This window comes from Pseudomonas sp. TE12234 (assembly GCF_054061835.1).
On sequence record NZ_JBSSEP010000025.1, the window covers coordinates 36,966 to 61,371 of the forward strand.

General features: G+C 60.4%; 22 protein-coding genes and 1 riboswitch. Of the genes, 16 read left to right on the forward strand and 6 right to left on the reverse strand.

Annotation, left to right across the window (positions count from 1 at the left end; translation table 11 throughout):
* Positions 1–94: 94 nt before the first annotated feature.
* From msbA to ACVWYU_RS27880, 5 genes are all read left to right on the forward strand, one after another.
* Complete coding sequence (gene msbA / locus ACVWYU_RS27860) at positions 95–1,897, forward strand: lipid A export permease/ATP-binding protein MsbA (RefSeq protein ID WP_457374205.1); 1,803 nt, start codon at positions 95–97, stop codon at positions 1,895–1,897.
* 286 nt (positions 1,898–2,183) lie between these two features.
* Positions 2,184–3,605 carry a bifunctional D-glycero-beta-D-manno-heptose-7-phosphate kinase/D-glycero-beta-D-manno-heptose 1-phosphate adenylyltransferase HldE gene (gene hldE, locus ACVWYU_RS27865; RefSeq protein WP_390958356.1) on the forward strand — a complete coding sequence of 474 codons (1,422 nt, stop codon included), beginning with the start codon at positions 2,184–2,186 and terminating at the stop codon, positions 3,603–3,605.
* 129 nt (positions 3,606–3,734) lie between these two features.
* Positions 3,735–4,709, forward strand: coding sequence for a glycosyltransferase family protein (locus ACVWYU_RS27870; RefSeq protein ID WP_457374206.1), 975 nt, complete (start codon positions 3,735–3,737; stop codon positions 4,707–4,709).
* A 3-nt stretch (positions 4,710–4,712) separates the two neighbouring features.
* A complete protein-coding gene (locus tag ACVWYU_RS27875; RefSeq protein ID WP_457374223.1) occupies positions 4,713–5,417 on the forward strand; it encodes a hypothetical protein in 705 nt (234 codons plus the stop codon).
* Positions 5,418–5,475: 58 nt separating this feature from the next.
* Positions 5,476–6,276: a hypothetical protein gene (locus ACVWYU_RS27880; RefSeq protein ID WP_390958359.1), complete on the forward strand. Its 801-nt coding sequence runs from the start codon at positions 5,476–5,478 to the stop codon at positions 6,274–6,276.
* Between the two features lie 4 nt (positions 6,277–6,280).
* Here ACVWYU_RS27880 and ACVWYU_RS27885 read toward each other — a convergent pair whose 3' ends face one another.
* The 4 genes from ACVWYU_RS27885 to ACVWYU_RS27900 form a co-directional block, all read right to left on the reverse strand.
* Positions 6,281–7,246: a metal ABC transporter ATPase gene (locus ACVWYU_RS27885; RefSeq protein ID WP_457374207.1), complete on the reverse strand. Its 966-nt coding sequence runs from the start codon at positions 7,244–7,246 to the stop codon at positions 6,281–6,283.
* A 32-nt stretch (positions 7,247–7,278) separates the two neighbouring features.
* Positions 7,279–8,091, reverse strand: a complete 813-nt coding sequence (locus tag ACVWYU_RS27890) for an aldo/keto reductase (protein WP_457374208.1) — start codon at positions 8,089–8,091, stop codon at positions 7,279–7,281.
* Entirely contained in the window at positions 8,088–9,263 is a 1,176-nt protein-coding gene (locus ACVWYU_RS27895) for an NAD(P)/FAD-dependent oxidoreductase (protein WP_247258064.1), read from the reverse strand. Before ACVWYU_RS27895 ends, ACVWYU_RS27890 begins: the two co-directional genes overlap by 4 nt.
* A gap of 114 nt (positions 9,264–9,377) precedes the next feature.
* On the reverse strand, positions 9,378–9,710 hold the full coding sequence (locus ACVWYU_RS27900) for a DMT family transporter (protein WP_007902582.1): 333 nt from the start codon (positions 9,708–9,710) through the stop codon (positions 9,378–9,380).
* A gap of 102 nt (positions 9,711–9,812) precedes the next feature.
* Here ACVWYU_RS27900 and ACVWYU_RS27905 point away from each other — a divergent pair, with 102 nt between their 5' ends.
* Positions 9,813–10,733 carry a LysR family transcriptional regulator gene (locus ACVWYU_RS27905; protein ID WP_090328438.1) on the forward strand — a complete coding sequence of 307 codons (921 nt, stop codon included), beginning with the start codon at positions 9,813–9,815 and terminating at the stop codon, positions 10,731–10,733.
* Positions 10,726–12,006, forward strand: coding sequence for a lipid IV(A) 3-deoxy-D-manno-octulosonic acid transferase (gene waaA, locus ACVWYU_RS27910; protein WP_457374209.1), 1,281 nt, complete (start codon positions 10,726–10,728; stop codon positions 12,004–12,006). The genes ACVWYU_RS27905 and waaA overlap by 8 nt, the downstream gene beginning before the upstream one ends.
* A gap of 61 nt (positions 12,007–12,067) precedes the next feature.
* On the opposite strand, the gene ACVWYU_RS27915 is transcribed toward waaA, so the two are convergent.
* Positions 12,068–13,504, reverse strand: a complete 1,437-nt coding sequence (locus ACVWYU_RS27915) for a TolC family outer membrane protein (RefSeq protein ID WP_247258066.1) — start codon at positions 13,502–13,504, stop codon at positions 12,068–12,070.
* Between the two features lie 195 nt (positions 13,505–13,699).
* A riboswitch (TPP riboswitch) is annotated at positions 13,700–13,805 on the forward strand.
* 164 nt (positions 13,806–13,969) lie between these two features.
* Here ACVWYU_RS27915 and thiC point away from each other — a divergent pair.
* Together thiC and cytX are read left to right on the forward strand one after the other, a co-directional pair.
* Positions 13,970–15,859: a phosphomethylpyrimidine synthase ThiC gene (thiC, locus tag ACVWYU_RS27920; RefSeq protein ID WP_457374210.1), complete on the forward strand. Its 1,890-nt coding sequence runs from the start codon at positions 13,970–13,972 to the stop codon at positions 15,857–15,859.
* A gap of 92 nt (positions 15,860–15,951) precedes the next feature.
* Positions 15,952–17,244 carry a putative hydroxymethylpyrimidine transporter CytX gene (gene cytX, locus ACVWYU_RS27925; RefSeq protein ID WP_090328449.1) on the forward strand — a complete coding sequence of 431 codons (1,293 nt, stop codon included), beginning with the start codon at positions 15,952–15,954 and terminating at the stop codon, positions 17,242–17,244.
* On the opposite strand, the gene ACVWYU_RS27930 is transcribed toward cytX, so the two are convergent.
* Positions 17,213–17,959 (reverse strand): RsiV family protein, encoded by a 747-nt coding sequence (locus tag ACVWYU_RS27930; protein WP_457374211.1) that lies wholly within the window; start codon positions 17,957–17,959, stop codon positions 17,213–17,215. The genes cytX and ACVWYU_RS27930 overlap by 32 nt on opposite strands.
* Positions 17,960–18,165: 206 nt before the next feature.
* On the opposite strand from ACVWYU_RS27930, the gene ACVWYU_RS27935 reads away from it, so the two are divergent.
* From ACVWYU_RS27935 to ACVWYU_RS27965, 7 genes are all read left to right on the forward strand, one after another.
* A complete protein-coding gene (locus ACVWYU_RS27935) occupies positions 18,166–18,783 on the forward strand; it encodes an NUDIX domain-containing protein (RefSeq protein WP_457374212.1) in 618 nt (205 codons plus the stop codon).
* Complete coding sequence (locus ACVWYU_RS27940) at positions 18,774–19,226, forward strand: DUF1249 domain-containing protein (RefSeq protein ID WP_008063540.1); 453 nt, start codon at positions 18,774–18,776, stop codon at positions 19,224–19,226. The genes ACVWYU_RS27935 and ACVWYU_RS27940 overlap by 10 nt, the downstream gene beginning before the upstream one ends.
* Positions 19,227–19,342: 116 nt before the next feature.
* Positions 19,343–20,158 carry a 3',5'-cyclic-AMP phosphodiesterase gene (gene cpdA / locus ACVWYU_RS27945; protein ID WP_457374213.1) on the forward strand — a complete coding sequence of 272 codons (816 nt, stop codon included), beginning with the start codon at positions 19,343–19,345 and terminating at the stop codon, positions 20,156–20,158.
* 175 nt (positions 20,159–20,333) lie between these two features.
* The gene (locus ACVWYU_RS27950) at positions 20,334–20,942 is read left to right on the forward strand and encodes a YqiA/YcfP family alpha/beta fold hydrolase (RefSeq protein WP_247258070.1); all 609 of its coding nucleotides are present in this window, start codon (positions 20,334–20,336) and stop codon (positions 20,940–20,942) included.
* Positions 20,943–20,984: 42 nt separating this feature from the next.
* Positions 20,985–22,889, forward strand: coding sequence for a DNA topoisomerase IV subunit B (gene parE / locus ACVWYU_RS27955; protein ID WP_090328462.1), 1,905 nt, complete (start codon positions 20,985–20,987; stop codon positions 22,887–22,889).
* Entirely contained in the window at positions 22,889–23,878 is a 990-nt protein-coding gene (locus tag ACVWYU_RS27960; RefSeq protein ID WP_457374214.1) for an esterase-like activity of phytase family protein, read from the forward strand. The genes parE and ACVWYU_RS27960 overlap by 1 nt, the downstream gene beginning before the upstream one ends.
* Positions 23,875–24,396: a retropepsin-like aspartic protease family protein gene (locus tag ACVWYU_RS27965; protein ID WP_247258072.1), complete on the forward strand. Its 522-nt coding sequence runs from the start codon at positions 23,875–23,877 to the stop codon at positions 24,394–24,396. Before ACVWYU_RS27960 ends, ACVWYU_RS27965 begins: the two co-directional genes overlap by 4 nt.
* The last annotated feature ends 10 nt before the right edge of the window (positions 24,397–24,406 follow it).

The window sequence follows — 24,406 nt, forward strand, 5'->3', positions numbered from 1 at the left end:
TTCGGGGCGTCACAATACCAGTCTTTACGCGATTGCCAGAACCCTGAAGAAGCTGTGCTAAAGTCAGCGTCCTTTTTATCGACATTCGCGTGATATGACCGACTCCAGTCTCTCCGCAAGCCCATCGAGCTTGAAAATCTACTTCCGACTGCTCGGCTATGTCAGGCCGTACATCAGTCTTTTCCTGATCAGCATTGTTGGATTTCTGATTTTCGCTTCGACGCAGCCAATGCTGGGCTACATCCTCAAGTACTTCGTCGATGGCCTGTCCAACCCGGAAGCCGCGCTGTTCCCGACCGTGCCTTACCTGCGTGACCTGCAGCTGCTGCAGGCGGTGCCGTTGCTGATCATCCTGATCGCGGCGTGGCAGGGTTTGGGGTCTTATCTGGGCAACTACTTCCTGGCCAAGGTTTCCCTCGGGCTGGTCCATGACCTGCGAGTGCAGCTGTTCAACAACCTGCTGGTGCTGCCTAACCGGTACTTCGACAAGCATAACTCGGGTCATCTGATTTCACGTATCACCTTCAACGTAACCATGGTCACGGGGGCGGCTACAGATGCGATCAAGGTCGTAATCCGTGAGGGCATGACGGTCATCTTCCTGTTCGCCTCTTTGCTGTTCATGAACTGGCGCTTGACCCTGGTCATGGTCGCCATCCTGCCGCTGATCGCGCTGATGGTGCGTACGGCGAGCAAGAAATTCCGTAAACAGAGCAAGAAGATCCAGTTGGCCATGGGTGATGTGACGCACGTGGCCTCGGAAACCATCCAGGGCTATCGCGTTGTTCGCAGTTTCGGTGGCGAGGTTTACGAGCAAAAGCGTTTCTTCGAAGCCAGTCAGGGCAACACCGACAAGCAGCTGCGCATGACCCGAACCGGCGCCATCTATACGCCGTTGCTGCAACTGGTGATCTACACCGCCATGGCATCGCTGATGTTCCTGGTGCTGTTACTGCGTGGCGATGCGTCTGCCGGTGACATGGTTGCCTATATCACGCTGGCTGGCCTTCTGCCCAAACCCATCCGTCAATTGTCCGAAGTCAGTTCGACCATCCAGAAGGGTGTGGCAGGTGCCGAGAGCATCTTCGAACAACTGGATGTCGAGCCCGAAGTCGACACCGGCACCATTGAGCGTGATGTTGTCAGCGGTCGTCTGGACGTGCGTAACCTCAGCTTCACCTACCCGGACACCGAGCGTCAGGTGCTCGATGACATCTGTTTCTCGGTAGAGCCGGGACAAATGGTGGCGCTGGTAGGACGTTCCGGCAGTGGCAAATCGACGCTGGCCAACCTGATCCCGCGTTTCTATCACCACGACAAGGGTCAAATCCTCATCGACGGCGTTGAGGTGGAAGAATACAAACTGCTGAACTTGCGCAAGCACATCGCCCAGGTGACACAGCATGTGACGCTGTTCAGCGACACCGTGGCCAACAACATTGCCTATGGCGATTTGGCTGGCGCGCCTCGTGAAGATATCGAGAAAGCCGCGAGAGACGCCTACGCGATGGATTTCATCCAGCAGTTACCCGAGGGGCTTGATACCCAGGTTGGTGAAAACGGCGTATTGCTGTCCGGCGGCCAGCGGCAGCGTCTGGCGATTGCGCGGGCACTGTTGAAGAATGCGCCTTTGCTGATTCTCGATGAGGCCACGTCGGCGCTTGATACCGAGTCCGAGCGCCATATTCAGGCCGCGCTGGATCAAGTGATGAAAGGCCGTACCACGCTGGTGATCGCTCACCGGTTGTCGACCATCGAGAAGGCTGACCTGATCCTGGTCATGGATCAGGGGAAAATCGTCGAGCGTGGCACCCATGCGCAACTGCTGGCGCAAAATGGCTACTACTCGCGCCTGAATGCCCTGGGCCTCGATGCCCCGGCGCAAGACATCGCTTGATAACGGCAAGAGGGTGAGCAAGTCTCACCCTCTTGCACATCGGGCGCGCAATGCACCCGGTGCCATGTATCCAAAGCTTTACGTTTCTTGACCAAGCCGGAATAAATCTCGACAACGCATTTGTTAAGGTTCCTGAACGAAGGACGCCTGCAAGCGCCCATTAGAGATATTGCTCAAAAAATGAGCAAGGAAACCTGCTACATGATCCGGTTGCAGCCGCCGCACAAGCCCATGCCCACCCTGTGTTAATATCGCCCCCCTGTTCATTTTGTATGTGGGTTGCTCCATGAAGTTGTCCATGCCGCGATTCGATCAAGCCCCTGTCTTGGTGGTCGGCGATGTCATGCTCGACCGTTACTGGCATGGTGGTACCTCACGGATTTCCCCTGAGGCACCCGTACCGGTCGTCAAGGTCGAGCACATCGAGGACCGCCCGGGCGGTGCCGCCAACGTTGCGTTGAACATTGCCGCCCTCGGCGCGCCGGCCTCGCTGGTTGGCGTGACGGGCGACGATGAAGCCGCCGACAGCCTGGTCAATAGCCTCAAGGGTGCAGGCGTGCGCGCGCTGTTCCAGCGCATTGCGCACCAGCCGACCATCGTCAAGCTGCGGGTCATGAGCCGTCACCAGCAATTGCTGCGTATCGACTTCGAAGAACCGTTTGCCACCGACGCCATGGCGCTGGCGGTGCAAGTCGACGAATTGCTCGAAGGCATCAAGGTGCTGGTGCTGTCCGACTACGGCAAAGGCGCGCTGAAGAACCATCAGGTGCTGATCCAGGCGGCCCGTGCCCGCGGCATTCCGGTGCTGGCGGATCCCAAGGGCAAGGATTTCTCGATCTACCGGGGCGCGAGTCTGATCACGCCAAACCTCAGCGAGTTCGAAACCATCGTCGGCGGCTGCGCCGATGAGCACGAGTTGGTGAGCAAGGGCGGGAAGTTGATGCACGATCTCGAACTCGGCGCCTTGCTGGTGACCCGTGGCGAACACGGCATGACCCTGCTGCGTCCGGATCATCCGGCGTTGCACCTGCCGGCCCGGGCCCGTGAAGTGTTCGACGTGACCGGTGCCGGCGATACGGTGATTTCCACCCTGGCCGCGGCGATTGCCGCTGGCGAAGAGCTTCCGCATGCGGTCGGCCTGGCCAACCTGGCGGCGGGTATCGTGGTCGGAAAACTCGGTACGGCAGCCATCAGTGCCCCGGAACTGCGTCGCGCCATCCAGCGTGAGGAAGGCTCGGAGCGAGGTGTGCTCGGCCTCGAGCAACTGCTGCTGGCGGTCGACGATGCCCGTGCTCACAACGAAAGGATCGTGTTTACCAATGGCTGCTTCGACATCCTGCATGCCGGCCATGTGACCTACCTGGAACAGGCGCGGGCGCAGGGCGATCGCCTGATCGTGGCGGTCAACGACGATGCGTCGGTCAGCCGCCTGAAAGGGCCGGGCCGTCCGATCAACAGTGTCGACCGGCGCATGGCTGTGCTGGCCGGGTTGGGGGCAGTGGACTGGGTGATCAGCTTCCCTGAAGGCACGCCGGAAAACCTGTTGCGCGAGGTCAAGCCGGATGTACTGGTAAAGGGCGGGGACTATGGGATCGACCAGGTGGTCGGTGCGGACATCGTGACTGCTTACGGCGGCGCCGTGAAAGTGCTTGGGCTTGTGGAAAACAGCTCCACTACCGCGATTGTCGAAAAAATCCGCAGTCGTTGATGAAATGAATGCCTATCGTTGTGTTCTGCGTGTAAGCGGATTTTGCCTTGGGGAGCTGAATGTTTCCGTTGATGTAGCAGGTTTGAATCGAATGCGCTTGCCTGCCTGCGTCATGTGGTCAATAAACCTATGAAAGTGATGCTTCTGGTGATGGGCGAGCAGCGAGTCATTCTCGACCGGCTCTACGACATCGTGCAGCAAAACTGTGATGAATGTTTCATCTACCGGTTGAGCAAGCAGCAACAGATGAACCTGGGGTCGTTTCTGGCCTCGGTCAATTACCAGACATTCGATCGCGTGGTGATCTTTTCCCGGATCAAGCGCCTGGCTCCGCAACTGCGGGTGCTCAAGTGCATTTCCGGGTTGGTCTTTCTTGAGCATGACGCCTACCAGAATTACATGCCCGAAAGTAAATACCGTGGGGTGTATTCGCGTCTATACAGCCGTCTCCCGAGTTGTCGGGCGCTGGTGTCCGGTGCTGTGGTCGCTCGCAAGATGCTGGCTGAGGGCATCGATACGGTGTTTGTCTCCAAGGGGTACGACGAGCAGATGCTGCGCAACACCGGAGCCGTGCGGGACATTCCCATCGGTTTTCTCGGCAGCCTGAAAAGTACTGAATACACGCGGCGCAAAGCGCTGCTTGAGTCGCTTTCGCAGCGCACCGGCATGTTGGTGACGCGCACGAAATCGGGCTCGGAATATCTGGAAACGCTCAACCGCATCAAGATTTTCGTCAGTGCCGATATCGGCATGAACGAGTTCATGATCAAGAACTTTGAAGCCATGGCCTGCGGTTGCGTGCTGCTGGCATGGAGCCAGGGCGAAGAAGGCCAGTTGCTCGGCTTCGAAGATATGCACAACACCGTGTTTTATCGTAGCGAAGACGAGGCGGTGGAAAAGATCAAAATGCTGCAGGATGACCCGCAACTGGCGGAGCGTATCGCACGCAATGGTCAGGTATTTGCGCAAAGCCGCTATTCCTTTGCCCGCGTTGGCCAGGCACTCGCCACTGAAATCCAGCGCGAGATGCGCCCTTGGCAGCCGCCTTCGGCGTTCACACGGTTCTGGGTGAGGCTGCGTTACGGAATGAAGGTGCCAGTCTGAATGATGGAGCATGAGTCGCCGCAAACCATCGAACAAATGGCACTGGATGCGCTGCCTGGCGGTGACCAGTCGGTTCTGGGCGCGTTGCCTGAGGCGTTCCGGGAGTGCCTTGGCCGCGCGGCTCGGGTCGTACTGATTGCCAACAACCCGGCCATCAGCGCGGCGGATTTTCAGGCACTGAACATTGGCGTCGATGATGTTGTCGTCAGCTTCAATACCTGCATCAAGGCGTCGCTGCTCAATGAGCAGAGCGTGAATGTCTTCGTACATGGCTACAACGCGCCGGATGCCTATTTTTTCGGTCTGCCCTGCGCAGCGGACGTGCAACGACTGTTCGAGCAGACGAACGAGCGCTGTTTCAGCATGCTGGTTGGGTGTGCTGCACCGATGTGTCCGTTGCCACGGGTGGCCATGTACCGGGATCGCATTCCACTGACGCCGCTTTGGAATTACCCGGTCGACCGGCCGGGTGGCAAGCGTTACGTCGGGCCCTCCACCGGTTTCAACGCGCTGGTGCTGTTCGACTGGTTGCGCTGCCACGCCGGTTATACCTATCAGCTCATGACCCTGGGTTTTTCCAACGAAGCAGGAAATCTTTGGGGGGGGCACGCCTGGGATTATGAGCGCGACTGGTTGCAGAAGTCAGACGTCATTGTGGTGCCTATGCAACCCCGTCGCTGGTGGCAGGCGCTGTTCCGGCGAAGATGAGTGGCACCGCCATTCCGATTGCAAACGGGCCACAAATACTTTCAAAAGGTGCTGTTGAGTGTTGAAAATTGCAGTGGCTTTTTTCGGGATCCCGAGAAATTCGCAGATTTGCTTCCCTTCCATCGAGCAGTGCGTGCTGAAACAGTTGCCTGCTGGCAGCGACATAAAGTGCTTTTATCACTTATACAAAATCGATGAAGTACAGAACGCGCGGTCCGGCGAGAAAGGCGAGCTGGCTGCGGACAACTACCAGCCGTTCGAGCCGATGACCGGAGAGCTTACTTCCACTGAAGGCGTGCTGGAGCGCTGGAATTTCGAGCAGGTCAAGGCAATGGGCGATACCTGGGCCGATGATTATGCGTCGCTGCGCAATCTGATCTATCAGCTTCACTCTCTGCACACCGTCACCACGATGATCGAATCCTTCAATCCGGATTTCGTTGTGTTCGTGCGACCGGACAATTTCTTCCACACCGAGCTGCCTGGCTATGTGTTCAATCATCCGCAGGCCCGGCGGCACAATGCCTACATTCCGGACTGGCAGTGGTGGGGTGGAGTGAACGACCGCTTCGCCATTTGCGGACGCGACACTTATGTCGCATACGGCAAGCGGATCGAGCGCATCTTCGATTTCTGCAAGGCAACGGGAAGGAAGTTGCATTCCGAGCGTTTGCTCAAATATGCACTGCAACAGGCCGGCGCCAAGGTTTGCACGCTGAAGACCCAGGCTTCTCGCGTTCGAATCACCGGCGTATTCGCCGAAGAATCGTTCTCTCCCAAGCGCGGCATGGGCAAGCGCGAAAACCGTTACTTCCATGTCTTCGCCACCTTGCGTACGTGGATGGATCGCAGGCGTTAGTCCGCTATTTGCTCACGCGTTCCTTTCCCAGTCCGACCAGCCGCAGCGCCTTGAGGCTTAATTGCTTGAGGCCTGGGCGAGGGGGCTTCTCCGGTTGTAATCCCTGTTGCACTAACCAGTCCTTCCAGCGAATCCGCTCTTCACGTACGACCCAGCCCTCCTGGGTCGCAAAGCTTTCAGCGAGGTAAAGTCCCCGGGTGCTGGCCGGCAGGAGTTTGTCACGCTTGAGGGTGTACAGTTCGGCAAGTGGTGCACCATCCTTGAGCGGCATCAAGTACAGGTCGGGGCGTTTACGGTCGAGCCGCGCAATCAGCTGATTACCTTCCAGGCGTTCATCGACGTGGAACAGGCTCAGGGATTTTGCTTCCTTGGGTACGTCCAGTCGCAGGTCGTAGATCAATTGCAGCGACGCAGTCGGCAAATGCACATAGGCTCGCGGACGTTCCAGCAATTGCAGATTGGCGCAACGCACCGGTCGCGCCGAGCCGGACAAAGGCGTCAGGCGAAATGGCAGGGCCTCGCGATAATGCAGTGCCGAGGAGTAGGGCGCCGGCAGCCAGGTATCATTGAAGCGCCCGCCTAGCCAGCCTTCCGGGGTCTCCAGCAAACACTCTTCGGCGATCTCTTGAATGGCCGTGTGGAGCGGGATATTGAGTTCATGGGCGGGTACGTACCCGGAAATCAACTTGAGTACCACATCGCCGCGATCTTGCCGACGCTGGCGTACCAGAACCCAATAATCGCGATTCTGCCAATGCAGGGTAAGGCGCACTGACACTCCAAGGTTCGCCAGTTCCAGCGAAAAGCGCTCGGCCTCCGCCACGCTGACCGGTTTGCGACGTTGCAAGGTCTGCGCGAAGTTCAGAGGCATGCCGACACTCTGGTAGGTCAGGCCTTCGGGAGTCGCTTCGACGAATAACGGCAGGGTCTTGAAGTTGCTCGGGTTCTTTCTTATGAGCGTACGCGGCATGTCGGCTCCTGCTTAAGGCCGCGTGGGCGGCATCAGTTGCTACGTAGGACCTGGGCAACGGTCGCGACGTTGTGGGCGAGGTGCAGCGGATTGATGGTCCCGACAATAGCACTGGCAACACCCGGATGTTCAAACAGCAATTCGAAACTGGCGCGCACCGGGTCCACGCCCGGGCTCAGGCATACGTGACCGCTGGCGAGGGCTTTTTTGACCAGAATGGCTTTGCCGTGAGCAGCAGCATAGTCAATGACGGCTTTTTCGCTTTGCTCGTTCAGATTGTAGGTGACCATCGCGCAATCACCTTGCTCCAGAGCCTTCAAGCCGCCGTCGACGGTTTTGCCGGAAAAGCCGAACCCGCGAATCTTGCCCTCGGCCTTGAGTGCGGCGAGGGTTGCATAGACTTCGCAGTCGTTGAGGATTGCCAGGTCATTGCCGTCGGAGTGCACCAGCACCAGGTCGATAAAATCGGTTTCCAGACGCTGCAGGCTACGTTCTACCGAGAACCGGGCGTGCGCGGCGCTGAAGTCGTGGCGCGACAGGCCGTCGGCAAATTCTTCGCCCACCTTGCTGACAATCACCCAATCCTGACGCTGGCCGCGCAGCAAAGGGCCGAGACGCTCCTCGCTGCGACCATAAGCCGGAGCGGTGTCGATCAGGTTGATGCCCAGGTCCCGGGTCAGCTTGAGCAGCATGCGCGCTTCGTTGTCGTCAGGAATCTGGAAGCCGTTGGGGTATTTCACTCCTTGATCGCGGCCCAGTTTCACCGTACCCAGGCCCAGCGGCGACACCAGCAGGCCGGTGCTGCCCAGGGGGCGATGCAGGTCATGCAGGGTGGGTTGGCTCATGGCAGCAGTTGCTCCCACGCCGGAACGCCCATCGGCGGCTTTGGCAATTGGGGTAGTGGCGCCACCGGGCCCGGTTGAATGCCATCGCGGGCAAGGCTTGCCAGTACCCGGTCGGCGAAGTCCGGCGCCAGCGCCAGCTTGGTAGGCCAGCCCACCAGCAGTCGGCCCTCTTCGGCGAGAAACGCGTTGTCAGGGCGGGTCAGTCCCGATTGCAGCGGTTCGGCGCGATCCACGCGCAAGGTCGCCCATTGCACGGTGCTCAGGTCGATCCATGGCAACAACTGGCCGAGTTCTTTCTGCGCGGTGGCGATCTGCTCCGCAGGCTCACGGTTGACGCCCTCGGTTTCGGCGATATCGCCGCCCAGATACCAGACCCATTGGCCATCGGCGGCCGGGTGTGTGGTGACGGTAATGCGCGGCTTGGTGCCACCGCCCAGGCAGTGGGCGTACAGCGGTTTGAGGCTCGGGCCCTTGGCGATGATCATGTGCAACGGCCGCCGCTGCATGGCAGGCTGGCTCAGGCCCAGCGCTTCGAGCAGGGCTGCGGTCCCGGCGCCGGCGCTCAAGACAATGCGTTGGGCGCGGATCTCGCGCTCGTCCACCTTCAGGCCAACCAACACACCCGCTTCGAGCAGCGGCTCGATCTTCTGGCCGGCGAGCAAGCCATCGCCCGCCAGATCAGCCAGGCGCTGGATCAGGCTCGGCACATCGATCACCAGTTCCGCCAGGCGATAGACTTTGCCCTTGAAGCGCTTGTCCTGAAGGGCGGGTGGCAGTTGGTCGCCCTTGACCTGATCGACACGACCGCGCACGGCTTTGCTGGCGAAGAAGCTGGTGAGGTTGCCGGCGATCGTCCCCGGAGACCACAGGTAGTGCGCTTCGGACAGCAGGCGCACGCCGGACAAGTCCAGTTCGCCGTCGCCGGCCAGAGCCTCACGCCAGCGGCGCGGCATGTCGGCGATGGCTTCCGAGGCACCGGTCAGCGCGCCATGCAGTGCGTACTTGGCGCCGCCGTGGATGATGCCCTGGGACTTCACGCTTTGCCCGCCACCGAGACTGGCGCTTTCCACCAGTACGGTCGAAAAACCCTGGCGGCGCAGGCGCGCATTCAGCCAGAGGCCGGCGACACCGGCGCCGACAATCAGAACGTCGGTGGAAATAACGGATGGCATGCGGCGACCTCAGTGTTCAAGACGAGGGCGCAGTATACAGGCTCAAAGATTGGAGGGGCTGATGCACCTGTGGGAGCGAGCTTGCTCGCTCCCACTGTGGATTGTGCGCGGATTTTAATGCCCGGCAGTCTTGGAGAAGAGCTGGATGACAACAACGCCCAACACGATCAGCGCCATCCCCAGCATCGCCGGCACATCCAGCTTCTGCCCATAGATAAACAGCGCCGCCACGCTGACCATCACGATCCCCATGCCGGCCCAGACCGCGTACGCGACACCCACCGGCACGCTACGGACCACCAGGGTCAGCATCCAGAAGGCAATTCCGTAACCGACGATCACCAGCAGCAGTGGCAATGGGGTGCTGATGCCTTTGACCGCTTTCATCGAAACGGTGGCAATCACTTCGGCGCAGATGGCAATGGCCAGGTAGTAGTAAGCGGTCATGGGTCGATCCTCGTATGAAGTGTTGCTTTGTGAGGTGGCATTCTAGAGATTCGTCAGATGCGGTAAAGTCATTACCTATCTGCTATGGAGATGGGTTGAGACATGAGCATGCAATGGAATCTGGAGCAGCTGCGTTTGTTCGTGAGCGTAGCGGAGCAACGTTCGTTTTCTGCCGTGGCCCGGGATCAGCGCAAGGCGCAGTCGGCGGTCAGCAGTTCGATCGCGTTGCTGGAGGAAGACCTGGGCGTCAGCCTGTTCGACCGCAGCAGTGGCCGACAGCCCAAACTCACCGAAGCCGGCAATGCTTTGCTGGAAGAAGCGCGGGAAGTGCTGCGTCAGTGTGAGCGCCTCAATGGCCGGGCACTGGCGATGATGCGTGGACAGGAGGCGCGTCTGCGCCTGGCTCAGGATGAGGCCATGCCTTACCAGCCAGTCATCGAAAGCTTCGAAGCGCTGGCTGAACGCTTTCCCAGCCTGGAAGTGCAATTGACCAGTGCAGCCCAGGGCGAGGTGGCGCGCAAATTGGTGGAGCGTCGCGCCGATCTGGGCTTGTTGTTCTTTCACGACCAGATCCCCGAAGCGCTGGAACGCCGAGTGCTCGGTAGCGTGGAAATGGTCACCGTATGCGGTGTCGACCATCCGCTGGCGAAGCAGGCCCAGGTTGATTGCCAGGCGCTGGCACAGCATCGCCAATTGCTGATGTCGACTCAGTCCAGCGTCTACCCCGGCAGTGAGCCGGCCAGCCCGCAAGTCTGGCGGGCCGACAGTTTTTACGTGATGGCTGAATGGCTGGTGCGGGGCCTCGGCTGGGCCTGGTTGCCGCGCCACGTGGTGCAGTACCCGACCTATCAGGGGCAAATGGTCGAGTTGAGCAGCGAGTGGACCCCGCCGGCACTGGTGGTGGAACTGGTCTGGCGCCGCGATGAACCCCTCGGTCCGGCGGCGCGCTGGCTGGCGGAACGTTTTGCCGTGCACTTGCAGGCGATCGGCGAAAAACCCGATAAACTCCGCCGCCATGAATAGAACTCTGTATACCGCGCTGTTTTATCTGGGGCTGCCAGTGGTAGCGATTCGGCTATGGCTGCGTGCGCGCAAGGCGCCAGCCTATGCCAAACGCATCGGTGAGCGATTCTCCTATGGGATGCCGACGATGCAGCCGGGTGGCCTCTGGGTGCATGCGGTGTCTGTGGGCGAGAGCATTGCCGCCGCGCCGATGATTCGCGCGCTGCTGCAACGTTATCCACAACTGCCGATGACCGTCACTTGCATGACCCCGACCGGCTCGGAGCGCATCCAGGCGATGTTTGCCAATGAGCCGCGCATCCAGCACTGCTATTTGCCCTATGACTTGCCGTGCGCCGCCCGGCGCTTCCTTGATCGGGTCCAGCCAAGACTGGCGGTGATCATGGAGACAGAACTGTGGCCCAACCATATCCATGAGTGCGCCAAACGCGGGATTCCCGTGGCGTTGGCCAATGCGCGCCTGTCCGAGCGCTCGGCGAAAGGCTATGGCCGCTTTGCCAGACTGACCGGCCCGATGCTTGCCGAAATGAGCCTGTTCGCGGTGCAGACCGAAGCCGAGGCCCAGCGTTTCCGCGATCTGGGGGCTAGGGCGCAGACCGTTGAAGTCACTGGCTCAATCAAGTTCGACCTGACCATCGACCCGCAACTGTTGCAGCGCGCTGCCGAACTGCGCGCTCAATGGCAGGCGCAGGAGCGCCCGGTGTGGATCGCGGCGAGTACTCACGAGGGTGAAGACGAGGTGGTGCTGGCGGCCCATCGTCAGTTGCTGGCGAGCCATCCCGATGCCTTGCTGATTCTGGTGCCGCGCCATCCCGAGCGTTTCAACGCGGTGTTCGAGTTGTGCCGACAGCAGGGATTTGCCACGGTCCGTCGCTCCACGGGCGAGCCGGTCACCGCCGCGACGTCGGTGTTGCTGGGCGACACCATGGGCGAGTTGCTGTTTCTCTATGCCTTGGCCGACAGTGCCTTCGTCGGTGGCAGCCTGGTGCCCAATGGCGGGCACAACCTGCTGGAACCGGCGGCGCTGGCCAAGCCAGTGTTGAGTGGTCCGCACCTGTTCAACTTCCTCGACATCGCCGCGCAGTTACGCAGTGCCGGGGCGTTGCAGGAAGTGGAGGATGCCGAAGGCTTGGCGCTGGCGGTGCAGCGTCTGTTCGAATTGCCCAGGGATGCGCAGCGGATGGCGGAGGCGGGGTTGAAGGTGATGCGCAGCAATCAAGGCGCATTGCAGCGGTTGCTGGATGGGTTGGGGCGGTTGATCGAGCGATCCTGAGACTGCCAATGATCCAGTGTGGCGAGGGAACAAGCTCCCTCGCCACAGTTAAGCTCCAATCTTACTGCCCCGGTCTTGCCTTCAACTGCTCCGCTGCAGCCTTGGCCAGATCCGGCGGCAAGAAGTCCTTGTCCGGGTTGTAGTCAGGATTGAGCCAGCGTGCCAGGTCCTGCAAATCCCCCGGGTTCAATGTGCCGGCCTGTTGCTTGAGGCGCAGGTTGTCGAGGATGTAGTCGTAGCGGGTGTTGTTGTAGTCGCGCACCGAAGTGTAGAGCGAGCGCTGTGCATCCAGCACGTCAACGATGTTGCGCGTCCCCACCTGATAACCGATTTCGGTCGCTTCCACTGCACTCTGGTTGGAGATGATCGACTGCTTGCGCGCCTGTACCTGTTCGACGTCGGTATTCACCGCGCGGTGCAGGTCGCGGGTATTTTCGACGATTTGCCGGCGCAGGGATTCGCGTTGCTGCTCGGTCTGATCCAGTTGCGCATAGGATTGACGCACCTGGGAGCTGATCAGGCCGCCGCTGTAGATCGGGATGTTCAGCTGCAGGCCCACCGAGGTTTGCTCGACGTTGCCACCGTAGGGTTGGGGGAAGCCGTTCGGGTTGCTGAAGCCCAGGGCATCGTTATCGCCTTTTTCGTACTTCGCCACGGCGTCGAGGGTGGGTGCGTGTCCGGCCTTGCGCTGCTTGAGGGTTTGCTCGGCAGCGCTGACGGCGTAGTTGCTGGCCAACAGATTGAGGTTCTGCCTGGCGGCCGTTTCGACCCAGGCCTTGGCGTCGTTCGGCGTTGGCGGCAGGATCGGCAGGTTGTGGCTGATGCCCTGGATCGAGTTGTACTGACGGTTGGTCAGGGTGATCAATGCTTCGAACGCATCATCCACCTGGCGCTGCGCAACGATTCGGTTGGCGCGTGCCGTGTCGTAGCTGGCTTGTGAATTGAGCACGTCGGTCTTGTCCGAGAGGCCGACATCGAAGCGCTCATTGGACTGATCGAGCTGGCGTTTGAACGCGGCTTCCTCGGCCTTGGTCGAGGCCAGGTTGTCCTGGCTGCGCAGCACGTTGAAATAGCTGTTGGCGGTTTGCAGGATCAGGTTTTGCTCGGTCGCCGAGAGTTGCAGCGCGGCCTGTTCATTGACGTCCTTGGCGGCCTGGAACTGGAACCAGCGATCGGCACGGAACAACGGCTGTGCCAGGGTGGCCTGGTACGAATGAGCATCGCGGTTGGCAGTGGCCGACGGCTGATCGAGCGAGGTGCGCACGCTGGATACTTGCGCGCCACCCGAGAGATTGGGCAGCAGTCCGGCGCGGGCCTGGGGCACGACTTCCTTCTGGGCCCCGTATTGGGCGACGGCGGCGGCGAGGTCGGCGTTGTTGTTCACCGCTTCCTGGTAGACGCTGACCAGATCGGTTTTGTTGGATAAGGGCGCTTCTGCCCAAGCCATTCCATTGGACGCACAAGACACGGCCAGGGCCAGTGAGAGTTTGCGCAGCATAGGCGTTCCCTAGAATTAATATTACACAAGTAATTTGAGCGCCAAGGCTAAGGCGCGACACGTGCAGCGTCAATGCGCGCGACGGCGTAGCGAGTGTAGTTGCGCATCAGGGCGCCAACAATCCTGCAATTGCGCCATTCATCATGGTTATTGCCTCAGTGTTGGCGTTCTTTGCCAGTTGTGTCTAGACTGGCCGGGTTCTTGTCGGGGTGCCTTGCTATGAGGCTGAGATCGAATAATTTCGGATCCCGTTGAACCTGATCAGGTTAGCGCCTGCGTAGGGAACAAGATTTCTCGTCACCCGGCGAGTCCTCTTGTGCTTCGTCCGGGATGTTGTTCGACAATCGAACACCCCTCGAGCACTGAGCACAGCACTGCTGGAACTCCCAGCGCCCGTGCGTCCATTCGTTTACAGGTTCGCTCCGACAAAATTCCACTGCCTGGATGCTGTCTGGAGAGCCCGTGATGACGACAAAAGAAAAAAACGCCACCCACCTGAGTGAATCGGCCAAGGTCGATGAGCAATCGGTACAGCCGTTTACCCGCTCGCAAAAAATTTATGTCCAGGGCTCTCGCCCGGACATTCGCGTGCCAATGCGCGAGATCAGCCTGGACGTGACCCCTACCGATTTCGGTGGCGAAATCAACGCCCCGGTCACCGTCTATGACACTTCAGGCCCGTACACCGACCCCAACGTCATCATCGACGTGCGCAAGGGCCTGGGTGATGTGCGCTCGGCATGGATCGACGACCGTGGTGATACCGAGCGCTTGTCTGGCCTGAGCTCGCACTTCGGCCAGGAGCGCCTGGCCGATCCGGAACTGACCAAGCTGCGCTTCGCTCACGTCAACAACCCGCGCCGCGCCAAGGCCGGGGCCAACGTCAGCCAGATGCACTACGCGCGCAAAGGCATCATCACCGCCGAGATGGAATACGTCGCCATCCGCGAAAACATGAAGCTGCAAGAGGCCCGCGCTGCCGGCCTGATGAAGCAGCAGCACGCCGGTCACAGCTTCGGCGCCAGCATCCCGAAGGAAATCACGCCGGAGTTTGTCCGCGAAGAAATCGCCCGCGGTCGCGCAATCATTCCAGCCAACATCAACCACACCGAACTGGAACCGATGATCATCGGCCGTAACTTCCTGGTGAAGATCAACGGCAACATCGGCAACAGCGCCCTGGGCTCGTCCATCGAAGAAGAAGTGGCGAAACTGACCTGGGGTATTCGCTGGGGTTCGGACACGGTCATGGACCTGTCCACCGGCAAGCACATCCACGAAACCCGCGAGTGGATCATCCGCAACTCGCCGGTGCCGATCGGTACCGTGCCGATCTATCAGGCGCTGGAGAAGGTCAATGGTGTCGCTGAAGACCTGACCTGGGAGCTGTTCCGCGACACGCTGATCGAGCAGGCCGAGCAGGGCGTCGACTACTTCACCATCCACGCCGGCGTGCTGTTGCGCTATGTGCCGATGACCGCCAAGCGGGTGACCGGCATCGTGTCCCGTGGCGGTTCGATCATGGCCAAGTGGTGTCTGGCGCACCACAAGGAAAACTTCCTCTACACCCATTTCGACGAAATCTGCGAAATCATGAAGGCCTACGACGTCAGCTTCTCGCTGGGCGATGGCCTGCGTCCGGGTTCGATCGCCGATGCCAACGACGAAGCGCAGTTCGGCGAGCTGGAAACCCTCGGTGAGCTGACCAAGATCGCCTGGAAACACGACGTGCAATGCATGATCGAAGGCCCGGGCCACGTGCCGATGCAGTTGATCAAAGAGAACATGGACAAGCAGCTTGAGTGCTGCGACGAGGCGCCGTTCTACACCCTCGGCCCGCTGACCACCGACATCGCGCCCGGCTACGACCACATCACCTCGGGTATCGGGGCGGCCATGATCGGCTGGTTCGGTTGCGCCATGCTCTGCTACGTGACACCGAAGGAGCATTTGGGTCTGCCGAACAAGGATGACGTGAAGACCGGGATCATCACCTACAAGATCGCCGCTCATGCCGCCGACCTTGCGAAAGGGCATCCGGGCGCGCAGATTCGTGACAATGCCTTGAGCAAGGCGCGCTTCGAATTCCGTTGGGAAGACCAGTTCAACCTCGGCCTCGATCCGGACACGGCTCGCTCGTATCACGATGAAACCCTGCCGAAGGATTCGGCCAAGGTCGCGCATTTCTGCTCAATGTGCGGACCGAAGTTCTGCTCGATGAAAATCACCCAGGAAGTGCGCGAGTACGCCGCCAACCAGCGGATCGAAGCGGTCGACGTGGACGTCGCCCAAGGCATGGCCGAGCAGGCCGAGCGCTTCAAGAAAGAAGGCAGCCAGCTGTACAAGAAAGTTTGATTCTGCCCTGATAACCCTTGTGGCGAGGGAGCAAGCTCCCTCGCCACAAGGGGTCGTTTACACAACAACAATGTCCCTCCGAGATAACACCCTTGAGCATTCAACCCAGCACTTACTCCCCCGATATCGCGGTACCGTCTGACAGGCGTGTGTTCGGCGGCCGTGATCTGTTTTCCCTGTGGTTCTCCCTCGGCATCGGCCTGATGGTGTTGCAGACCGGCGCACTGTTGGCGCCAGGCCTGGGGCTGTCCGGCTCGTTGCTGGCGATTTTTCTTGGCACGCTGGTTGGCGTTCTGCTGCTGGCCGCCGTTGGCGTGATCGGTAGCGATACCGGCCTGTCGTCGATGGCTGCGCTCAAACTCAGCCTCGGTAGCAAAGGCGCGAGCCTGCCGGCGGTGCTGAACCTGCTGCAACTGATCGGTTGGGGCGCGTTCGAAATCATCGTCATGCGCGATGCCGCCAGCCTGTTGGGCGCGCGTGCCTTCAGCGAAGGCAGTCTGCTGTCCAGTCCGATGCTGTGGACGCTGGTCTTCGGCGCACTGGCGACCTTGCTGGCGGTCAGCGGTCCGTTGACGTTCGTGCGCAAGATCCTGCGCAAGTGGGGCATCTGGCTGCTGTTGGCCGCGTGCACCTGGCTGACCTGGAACCTGTTCGCCAAGGCTGATCTGGCGGGCTTGTGGGCGCAGGCCGGTGACGGTTCGATGCCGTTTGCCGTGGGCTTCGACATCGCGATTGCCATGCCGCTGTCGTGGCTGCCGCTGATTGCCGACTACTCGCGTTTCGGCAAGCGGGCGAAAAACGTATTCGGTGGCACTGCGATCGGTTTCTTTATCGGCAACTTCTGGCTGATGAGCCTCGGCGTGGCCTACACCCTGGCGTTCGCGCCGAGCGGTGAGGTCAATGCCTTGCTGTTGGCCCTGGCGGGTGCCGGGCTGGGTATTCCGCTGCTGCTGATTCTGCTGGATGAATCGGAAAACGCCTTCGCCGACATTCACTCGGCGGCGGTGTCCAGCGGGATTCTGTTGCGCTGGAAGGTCGAGCACCTGGCGTTGGCCATTGGCGTGGTCTGCACCCTGATCGCCCTGCTGGCGCCATTGGCCCAGTACCAAAACTTCCTGCTATTGATCGGTTCGGTGTTTGCCCCGCTGTTCGGCGTGGTGCTGGTGGATCACTTCATCCTGCGTAAACGCAGTGGCCAGGTGGCGTCAGCCGCATTGCGCTGGCCGGCGCTGCTGGCCTGGCTGGGCGGGATCAGCACCTACCATCTGCTGGCCAATCTGTATCCGGACATCGGTGCAACCCTGCCGGCGCTGGTGCTGGCAGGGCTGTTGCAACTCGTGCTGGGCCGGGCTTTCAGTTACGGCCGGGAAACAGCTCGGGCTTGATGATGCCGTTCAGGCGAGGGTAGGGGATCTTCAGTTCGATATGGCCCAGCGCGTAAGGCGCGATGGTGCTGATGTCGTACTTGAGGATCACCCCGCCATAGGTCAGCGCCACGTTCTGGGTTTTCTGGAATGGCCAGCTCTTCACGAACTCCGGTTCCTGATCGAGCCTGGTGCTGATCAGCCAGTTGTTGTGTGCCACCCGCGCGGCTTTCCAGAACGCCTCTTCCTGCCCCGGCACCAGCATGTCCGACAGCGTCAGAACTTTATGTTGTTGGCGTGAGTAGTTGATGAAGCCCCGGCCCGGCGTGCCATGTTCGCTGCCGGTGTCCAGGTAGCTGGACATTTCGACAATCACCAGGCCGTCATGCTGCTCGCGTACTTTCGATTGCAAATAACTGCCATTGCGTGGGCCGGCGGTGCGCAAAAACTGTTCGCGATACGCGGCCAGTGTCGGCGCCACGGGGGCATCGGGCGTGGTACGGGTCATTTGCAGCAGGCGTGTTTCGATGATGCCGTCAAGCGCAGGCTCGGTCGGGAAGTGCACGATATCAATGTTCACCAGCGGGCAATCCTGATCCTTGCAGCCAGGCTTGAGCTGTTCGGAGGCATCGCGGGTGGTTTCCAGCGGCGTACGGTAGTTGGGCTGGAACAGGCTCTGGCACGCGCCCAGAGTCAGGGCGATAGCGGCCACGGAGGCGATTTTAAAAAGCGACATGGTTGTCCTTCATAAAACAGGGAAAGGCGAAAAGTTACCCGCTTCGACTGTTAACGAAGCGGTCAGTTCGCCACTAAGCTAATTAGAGTGGGTTTCGCCCTCACCGTCTATCCCGCTGACGGGAAAGGGGCTGCATCAAAGGTCTGCGGCGCGTTAGGATGGCGCGAAGTCGAGGCTGGAGCCTCGTTGTCGTTACGAGGATAGTCATGACTGATTTTGCCACCGCCATTCCGACCGCCGTTGATATCGTTCGGCGCGAAAAGTGCTATCAGGGCTTCTACAGGCTCGATCGCGTGCACTTGCGCCACGAGCTGTTCGCCGGTGGCATGAGCCGCGAGATCAATCGTGAAGTGTTCGTGCGCCACGATGCGGTGTGCGTGTTGCCTTACGATCCGCAGCGCGACGAAGTGGTGCTGATCGAGCAGTTCCGCGTCGGCGCCATGGGCAAGACCGACAATCCCTGGTTGATCGAACTGGTCGCTGGTCTGATCGACAAGGAAGAAATACCGGAAGAAGTTGCTCACCGCGAAGGGCAGGAGGAAGCTGGGCTTGTATTCGGGGCGCTGTGGCCGATGACCAAATATTTTCCATCGCCGGGCGGCAGCAATGAATTCGTGCATTTGTACCTGGGGCGTTGCGAGACAACCGGGGTCGGCGGCCTGCATGGGCTGGAGGAAGAAGCAGAAGATATCCGCGTTTCGGTCTGGGCCTTTGAAGATGCCCTGCAAGCCGTGCGCGACGGACGTATTGCCAACGCACCAAGCATCATTGCCTTGCAATGGCTGGCTTTGAATCGCGTTGAAGTGAGGGGGTTATGGTTGTAAACAAGCTGCGCGATCGCTATCGGGTCGATCTGGTGGGGCTGCAAGCGTCCTGCGAGGCGAACTACGCGCGCCTGATGCGACTGCTGCCGGACATGCGCAGCGAGCCTGCCGCGCGACGCATCGCCGTGACCCATGGCGACCAGATGCTCGGGGTGCTGGCGCTGGAAGTGCTGCAAGTCTGCCCGTACACCACGACCCTGCAAGTTCGCCAGGAACACAGCCTGCCGTGGCTGCCGGTGCCGCAACTGGAAGTGCAGGTCTATCACGACGCGTGCATGGCCGAAGTGGTCAGCGCCGAACATGCGCGACGCTTTCGTGGCATCTATCCTTACCCGAATGCCTCGATGCACCAGCCGGATGAAAAGGCCCAGCTGAACATGTTTCTGGGCGAGTGGTTGAGCCATTGCCTGGCGTTGGGGCACGAGTACGAAGTCGTGCGTTAGTTAATTGTGAGCCGCAGTTGTGAACTGTGTCAGGTTCGCGGATTTCCCCTTTCGATCGTCCCCCAGCATAATTGCGCCATTCATCCAATCCCGTGATCACGCCCTGGGAGAACACCTTGCCGAGCGTATCCACATTGAGTGCCGCCGATACGGCGTTGCTGGTGCAACTTTCCGACAGCCATCTGTTCGCCGAGGCGGAGGGCACGCTGCTGGGCATGAATACCCGCGACAGCCTGCAGAAAGTCATCGAGCTGGTACGCGAGCAGCAGCCGCAGATCGACCTGATCCTGGCCACGGGTGATCTGTCTCAGGACGGCACGCTGGAGTCTTACCAGCAGTTTCGCGACTTGACCCGGCAGCTCGATGCGCCAGCGCGCTGGATTCCCGGCAATCATGACGAGCCGCTGATCATGGCTGAAGCGGCGGTGCAGAGCGCGTTGCTGGAGTCGGTGGTCGACATCGGCAACTGGCGGGTCACGCTGCTCGACTCAGCGGTGCCGGGCTCGGTGCCGGGGTATTTGCAGGACGAGCAGTTGCAGTTGCTGGCGCAATCCTTGAGTGAAGCGCCGGAGCGCCATCACCTGGTGTGTTTCCACCACCATCCGGTATCGATCGATTGTGCGTGGATGGAGCCGATCGGGCTGCGTAATCCCGAGGCTTTGTTTGCTGTGCTGGATCGTTTTCCACAGGTACGCGCCGTGCTGTGGGGGCATGTGCATCAGGAAGTCGATCAATGGCGCAACGATGTGCGTTTGATTGCTTCGCCCTCGACCTGCATTCAGTTCGAACCGGGCAGCGATGATTTCAAGGTCACAGAGCAAGCGCCGGGGTATCGTTGGTTGCGGTTATTGCCGGATGGCCAGCTCGAAACCGCTGTGGAACGGGTCACTGGTTTCGACTTCCAGATCGATTACGGCTCCAACGGCTATTGAGGCACCTTGCAGGGGCTGGCTTGCTGGCGAAAGCGCACTGTCAAACGACATGGATGTTGAAGGTGACGGCCTCTTCGCTGGCAAGCCAGCTCCCACAAGGATCGCATTCATCGGCACCCAACGTGCCCAAGTCCCTGTAAACTGCGCCTCTTTACCCGACGCACAGGGAGTTCAAATGTCCGGCTCGATCCTTTATATCCACGGTTTCAACAGCGCGCCTGCGTCGAAAAAGGCCACTCAGTTGAGCGAAGTGATGGAGCGTCTGGGCTTGAGTGACCAACTGCGCGTGCCGGCCTTGCATCACCATCCCCGTGAAGCCATCGGTCAGCTGGAACAAGCGATTGAGGCGCTGGGACGGCCACTGCTGGTCGGCAGCTCACTCGGCGGCTACTATGCGACTCACTTGGCCGAACGCCATGGCCTCAAAGCCCTGTTGATCAACCCTGCCGTCAGTCCGCACCGGATGTTCGACGGGTTTCTGGGGCCGCAGAAAAACCTGTATACCGATGAGACCTGGGAGCTGAGCCACGACCATGTGACGGCCCTGGCCGAGCTGGAAGTGCCCGCCCCACAGGATCCACAGCGCTATCAGGTGTGGTTGCAGACCGGTGACGAAACGCTGGACTATCGCCTCGCCCAGCAGTATTACCGAGCCTGTGCCTTGCGTATCCAGGCGGGCGGCGACCATGGTTTCCAGGGTTTTGCCGAGCAACTTCCGGCCATGCTGAGCTTTGCCGGCATAGGCGCAGATTTGTACCAGGCGATTGATTTCAGCGCACTGTGAACCGTTGCCCCTTTTTCATTGAATCACTGACGACGAGACCCTATGGCCACTCCCAGCGCTAGCTCTTATAACGCAGACGCCATCGAAGTCCTCTCGGGCCTCGACCCGGTGCGCAAGCGCCCCGGCATGTACACCGACACCACTCGGCCAAACCACCTCGCCCAGGAAGTCATCGACAACAGCGTCGACGAAGCCTTGGCCGGGCATGCCAAATCGGTGCAGGTCATCCTGCACGCCGATCACTCGCTGGAAGTCAGCGATGACGGCCGCGGCATGCCGGTGGACATCCACCCGGAAGAAGGCGTTTCCGGCGTCGAACTGATCCTCACCAAACTCCACGCGGGCGGCAAGTTTTCCAATAAGAACTATCAGTTCTCCGGCGGTCTGCACGGGGTGGGTATTTCGGTGGTCAACGCCTTGTCGACCGAAGTCCGGGTACGTGTAAAGCGTGACGGCAACGAATACCAGATGACCTTCGCCGACGGTTACAAGAAAACCGAGCTGGAAATCATCGGGACGGTGGGCAAGCGCAACACCGGCACCAGCGTGTTCTTCGCCCCCGACCCGAAATACTTCGATTCACCGAAATTCTCCATCAGTCGCCTCAAGCATGTGCTCAAGGCCAAGGCCGTTCTGTGCCCGGGGCTGCTGGTCAGTTTTGAAGACAAGGCCACCGGCGAAAAAGTCGAATGGCATTACGAAGATGGCCTGCGCTCCTACCTGGTCGATGCGGTCAGCGAATTCGAACGCCTGCCGGACGAACCCTTCTGCGGCAGCCTGGCCGGTAACAAGGAAGCGGTGGACTGGGCGCTGCTGTGGTTGCCCGAGGGTGGCGACGCGGTACAGGAAAGCTACGTCAACCTGATCCCGACCGCCCAGGGCGGCACCCACGTCAACGGCCTGCGCCAGGGCTTGCTCGACGCCATGCGCGAGTTCTGCGAATTCCGCAGCCTGTTGCCGCGCGGGGTAAAGCTGGCGCCGGAAGACGTCTGGGAACGCATCGCTTTCGTACTGTCGATGAAAATGCAGGAGCCGCAATTCTCCGGCCAGACCAAGGAGCGCTTGTCGTCCCGTGAAGCGGCGGCGTTCGTTTCCGGTGTGGTCAAGGATGCGTTCAGCCTGTGGCTCAATGCCAACCCGGAAACCGGGATGCTCCTGGCGGAACTGGCGATCAACAACGCCGGTCGTCGCCTGAAGGCCAGCAAGAAAGTCGAGCGCAAGCGTATCACCCAGGGGCCGGCCCTGCCGGGCAAGCTCGCCGACTGCGCCGGGCAGGACCCGATGCGTTCCGAGCTATTCCTGGTGGAAGGTGATTCCGCCGGTGGCTCGGCCAAACAGGCGCGGGACAAAGAGTTCCAGGCGATCCTGCCGTTGCGCGGCAAAATCCTCAACACCTGGGAAGTGGACGGCAGCGAAGTGCTGGCCAGCCAGGAAGTGCACAACATTGCCGTGGCCATCGGCGTCGATCCAGGCGCGGCGGACATGAGCCAGTTGCGTTACGGCAAGATCTGCATCCTCGCCGACGCCGACTCCGACGGTCTGCACATCGCGACCCTGCTGTGTGCGCTGTTCGTCCAGCACTTCCGGGCGCTGGTCGATGCCGGCCACGTCTACGTCGCCATGCCGCCGCTGTACCGTATCGACCTGGGCAAAGAAATTTACTACGCCCTGGACGAAGCCGAGCGCGATGGCATTCTCGATCGCCTGGTGGCGGAGAAGAAGCGTGGCAAGCCGCAGGTCACCCGATTCAAAGGCCTGGGTGAAATGAACCCGCCGCAGTTGCGCGAAACCACCATGGACCCGAACACCCGGCGCCTGGTGCAACTGACGCTGGATGATTTCGAAGCGACATCGGAAATCATGGACATGCTGCTGGCGAAGAAACGCGCCGGCGATCGCAAGACCTGGCTGGAATCCAAAGGCAACCTGGCCGAGGTGCTGGGCTGATGCGTCTGGGCTTTGCCCTGGCGTGTGCGTTGCTGCTGACCTCGATCACGGTGTCTGCCGAGCCGGCACCTCAGTTGCGTCTGCTGTCCGAGCATGCCGTCGAAGGCATGCGCGGTGGCAACCTGTCCGGGCTGGCCCAGTGCGGCAAGGAGCTGTGGGCAGTCTCCGATCGCGATGATGATCAGATCTACCGGCTCAATACCCAAGGCAGTGTCTGGCACGCCGAAGCCTTGCGTATCGATGTGCCCGTGGTGCCGGACAACGGCTTGCCGTGGGGATTGCGTTCGCGGACCTGGGCGGCGTCGTTCGTGCGAGGCGGGGACCTGGATTTCGAAGGCATCACCTGTGACAGCGTCGGCAATCGTTACATTGTCAGCGAAGGCCATGCGGCCGTGTTGCAGGTACCGCCAACGGGGCCTGCTACCTGGCTGAAAATCTCGCCAATGCTGATTCGCGAAGCGCGGGCCAGCGGCATGCTGTTGCAGTTCAATGCGTTGTTCGAAGGCTTGGCGATCAATCCGGCAGGTGATCAGATGTGGCTCGCTGCCGAGCGCCAAAGCCGCGGATTGCTGCTGATCAAGCGCAAACAGACGGTATGGGACTGCGACGGAGGTTGTGTGTTGCTGAGCGAAGGGGGCAAGGAGATGCAGCCGCCGCAGTTTCCAAAGGCCAAAGCGGTTCCCCGGGACTTTTCCGACCTGTCGTTGTTCAACGGCAAGCTGTTTACCCTGGAACGCAATGCCTATCAGATCTGCCGGCGCGACCCGCAGACGGCCAGGGTCGAACGCTGCTGGTCGTATGCTGACGAGCTGTTGCAGGAAAATCGTCGTTATCCACAGGACTACGGGCTGGAAGAGGCATTGATCGTGGACGCGGACGGTGCCTGGATCGGTGTCGACAATAACTTCGGTGCCCGCGCCGATGGCGAGTTACGGCCGATCGTCTGGCGCTTTGCTGCGCCTGAAGGTGGCTGGAGTGCCCAGCCATGAGCCGGCAGCCACCGGGCAAGCGCGCCGGTCGGGTGTTGATGGTCCTGGCCTGGTGCGCCGCACTGTTTCTGGCGACGCGGTTTTTTGGCCAGTGGGAAGCGCGCCAGCAAAACCCGAATGTGGCGGTGAGCTCGGAGCAGGGCGAAGGTTTTATCGAAGTGAAACTGGTCAGCAATGGCCAGGGGCATTTCGTCGCCAGCGGCCATATCAATGGTCAGCCGGTGGATTTCATGCTCGACACCGGGGCGACCGACGTGTCGATCCCGGCCAGCCTGGCCGAGCGGCTGAAGCTGGAGAAAGGCTTCGGGGTGACCCTGAGCACGGCCAACGGTCTGAGCGAGGGTTATCGAACCCGCATCGACCGGCTGCAACTGGGCGACATCGTGTTGCGTGATGTGCGCGCACTGGTCGCGCCAGGCCTGCATGGCGATCAAGTGCTGCTCGGCATGAGCGCATTGAACAAACTTGAATTTACCCAGCGCGGTGGCACCATGCTGCTGCGCCAGACAACGAATTGATGAGGCCCGC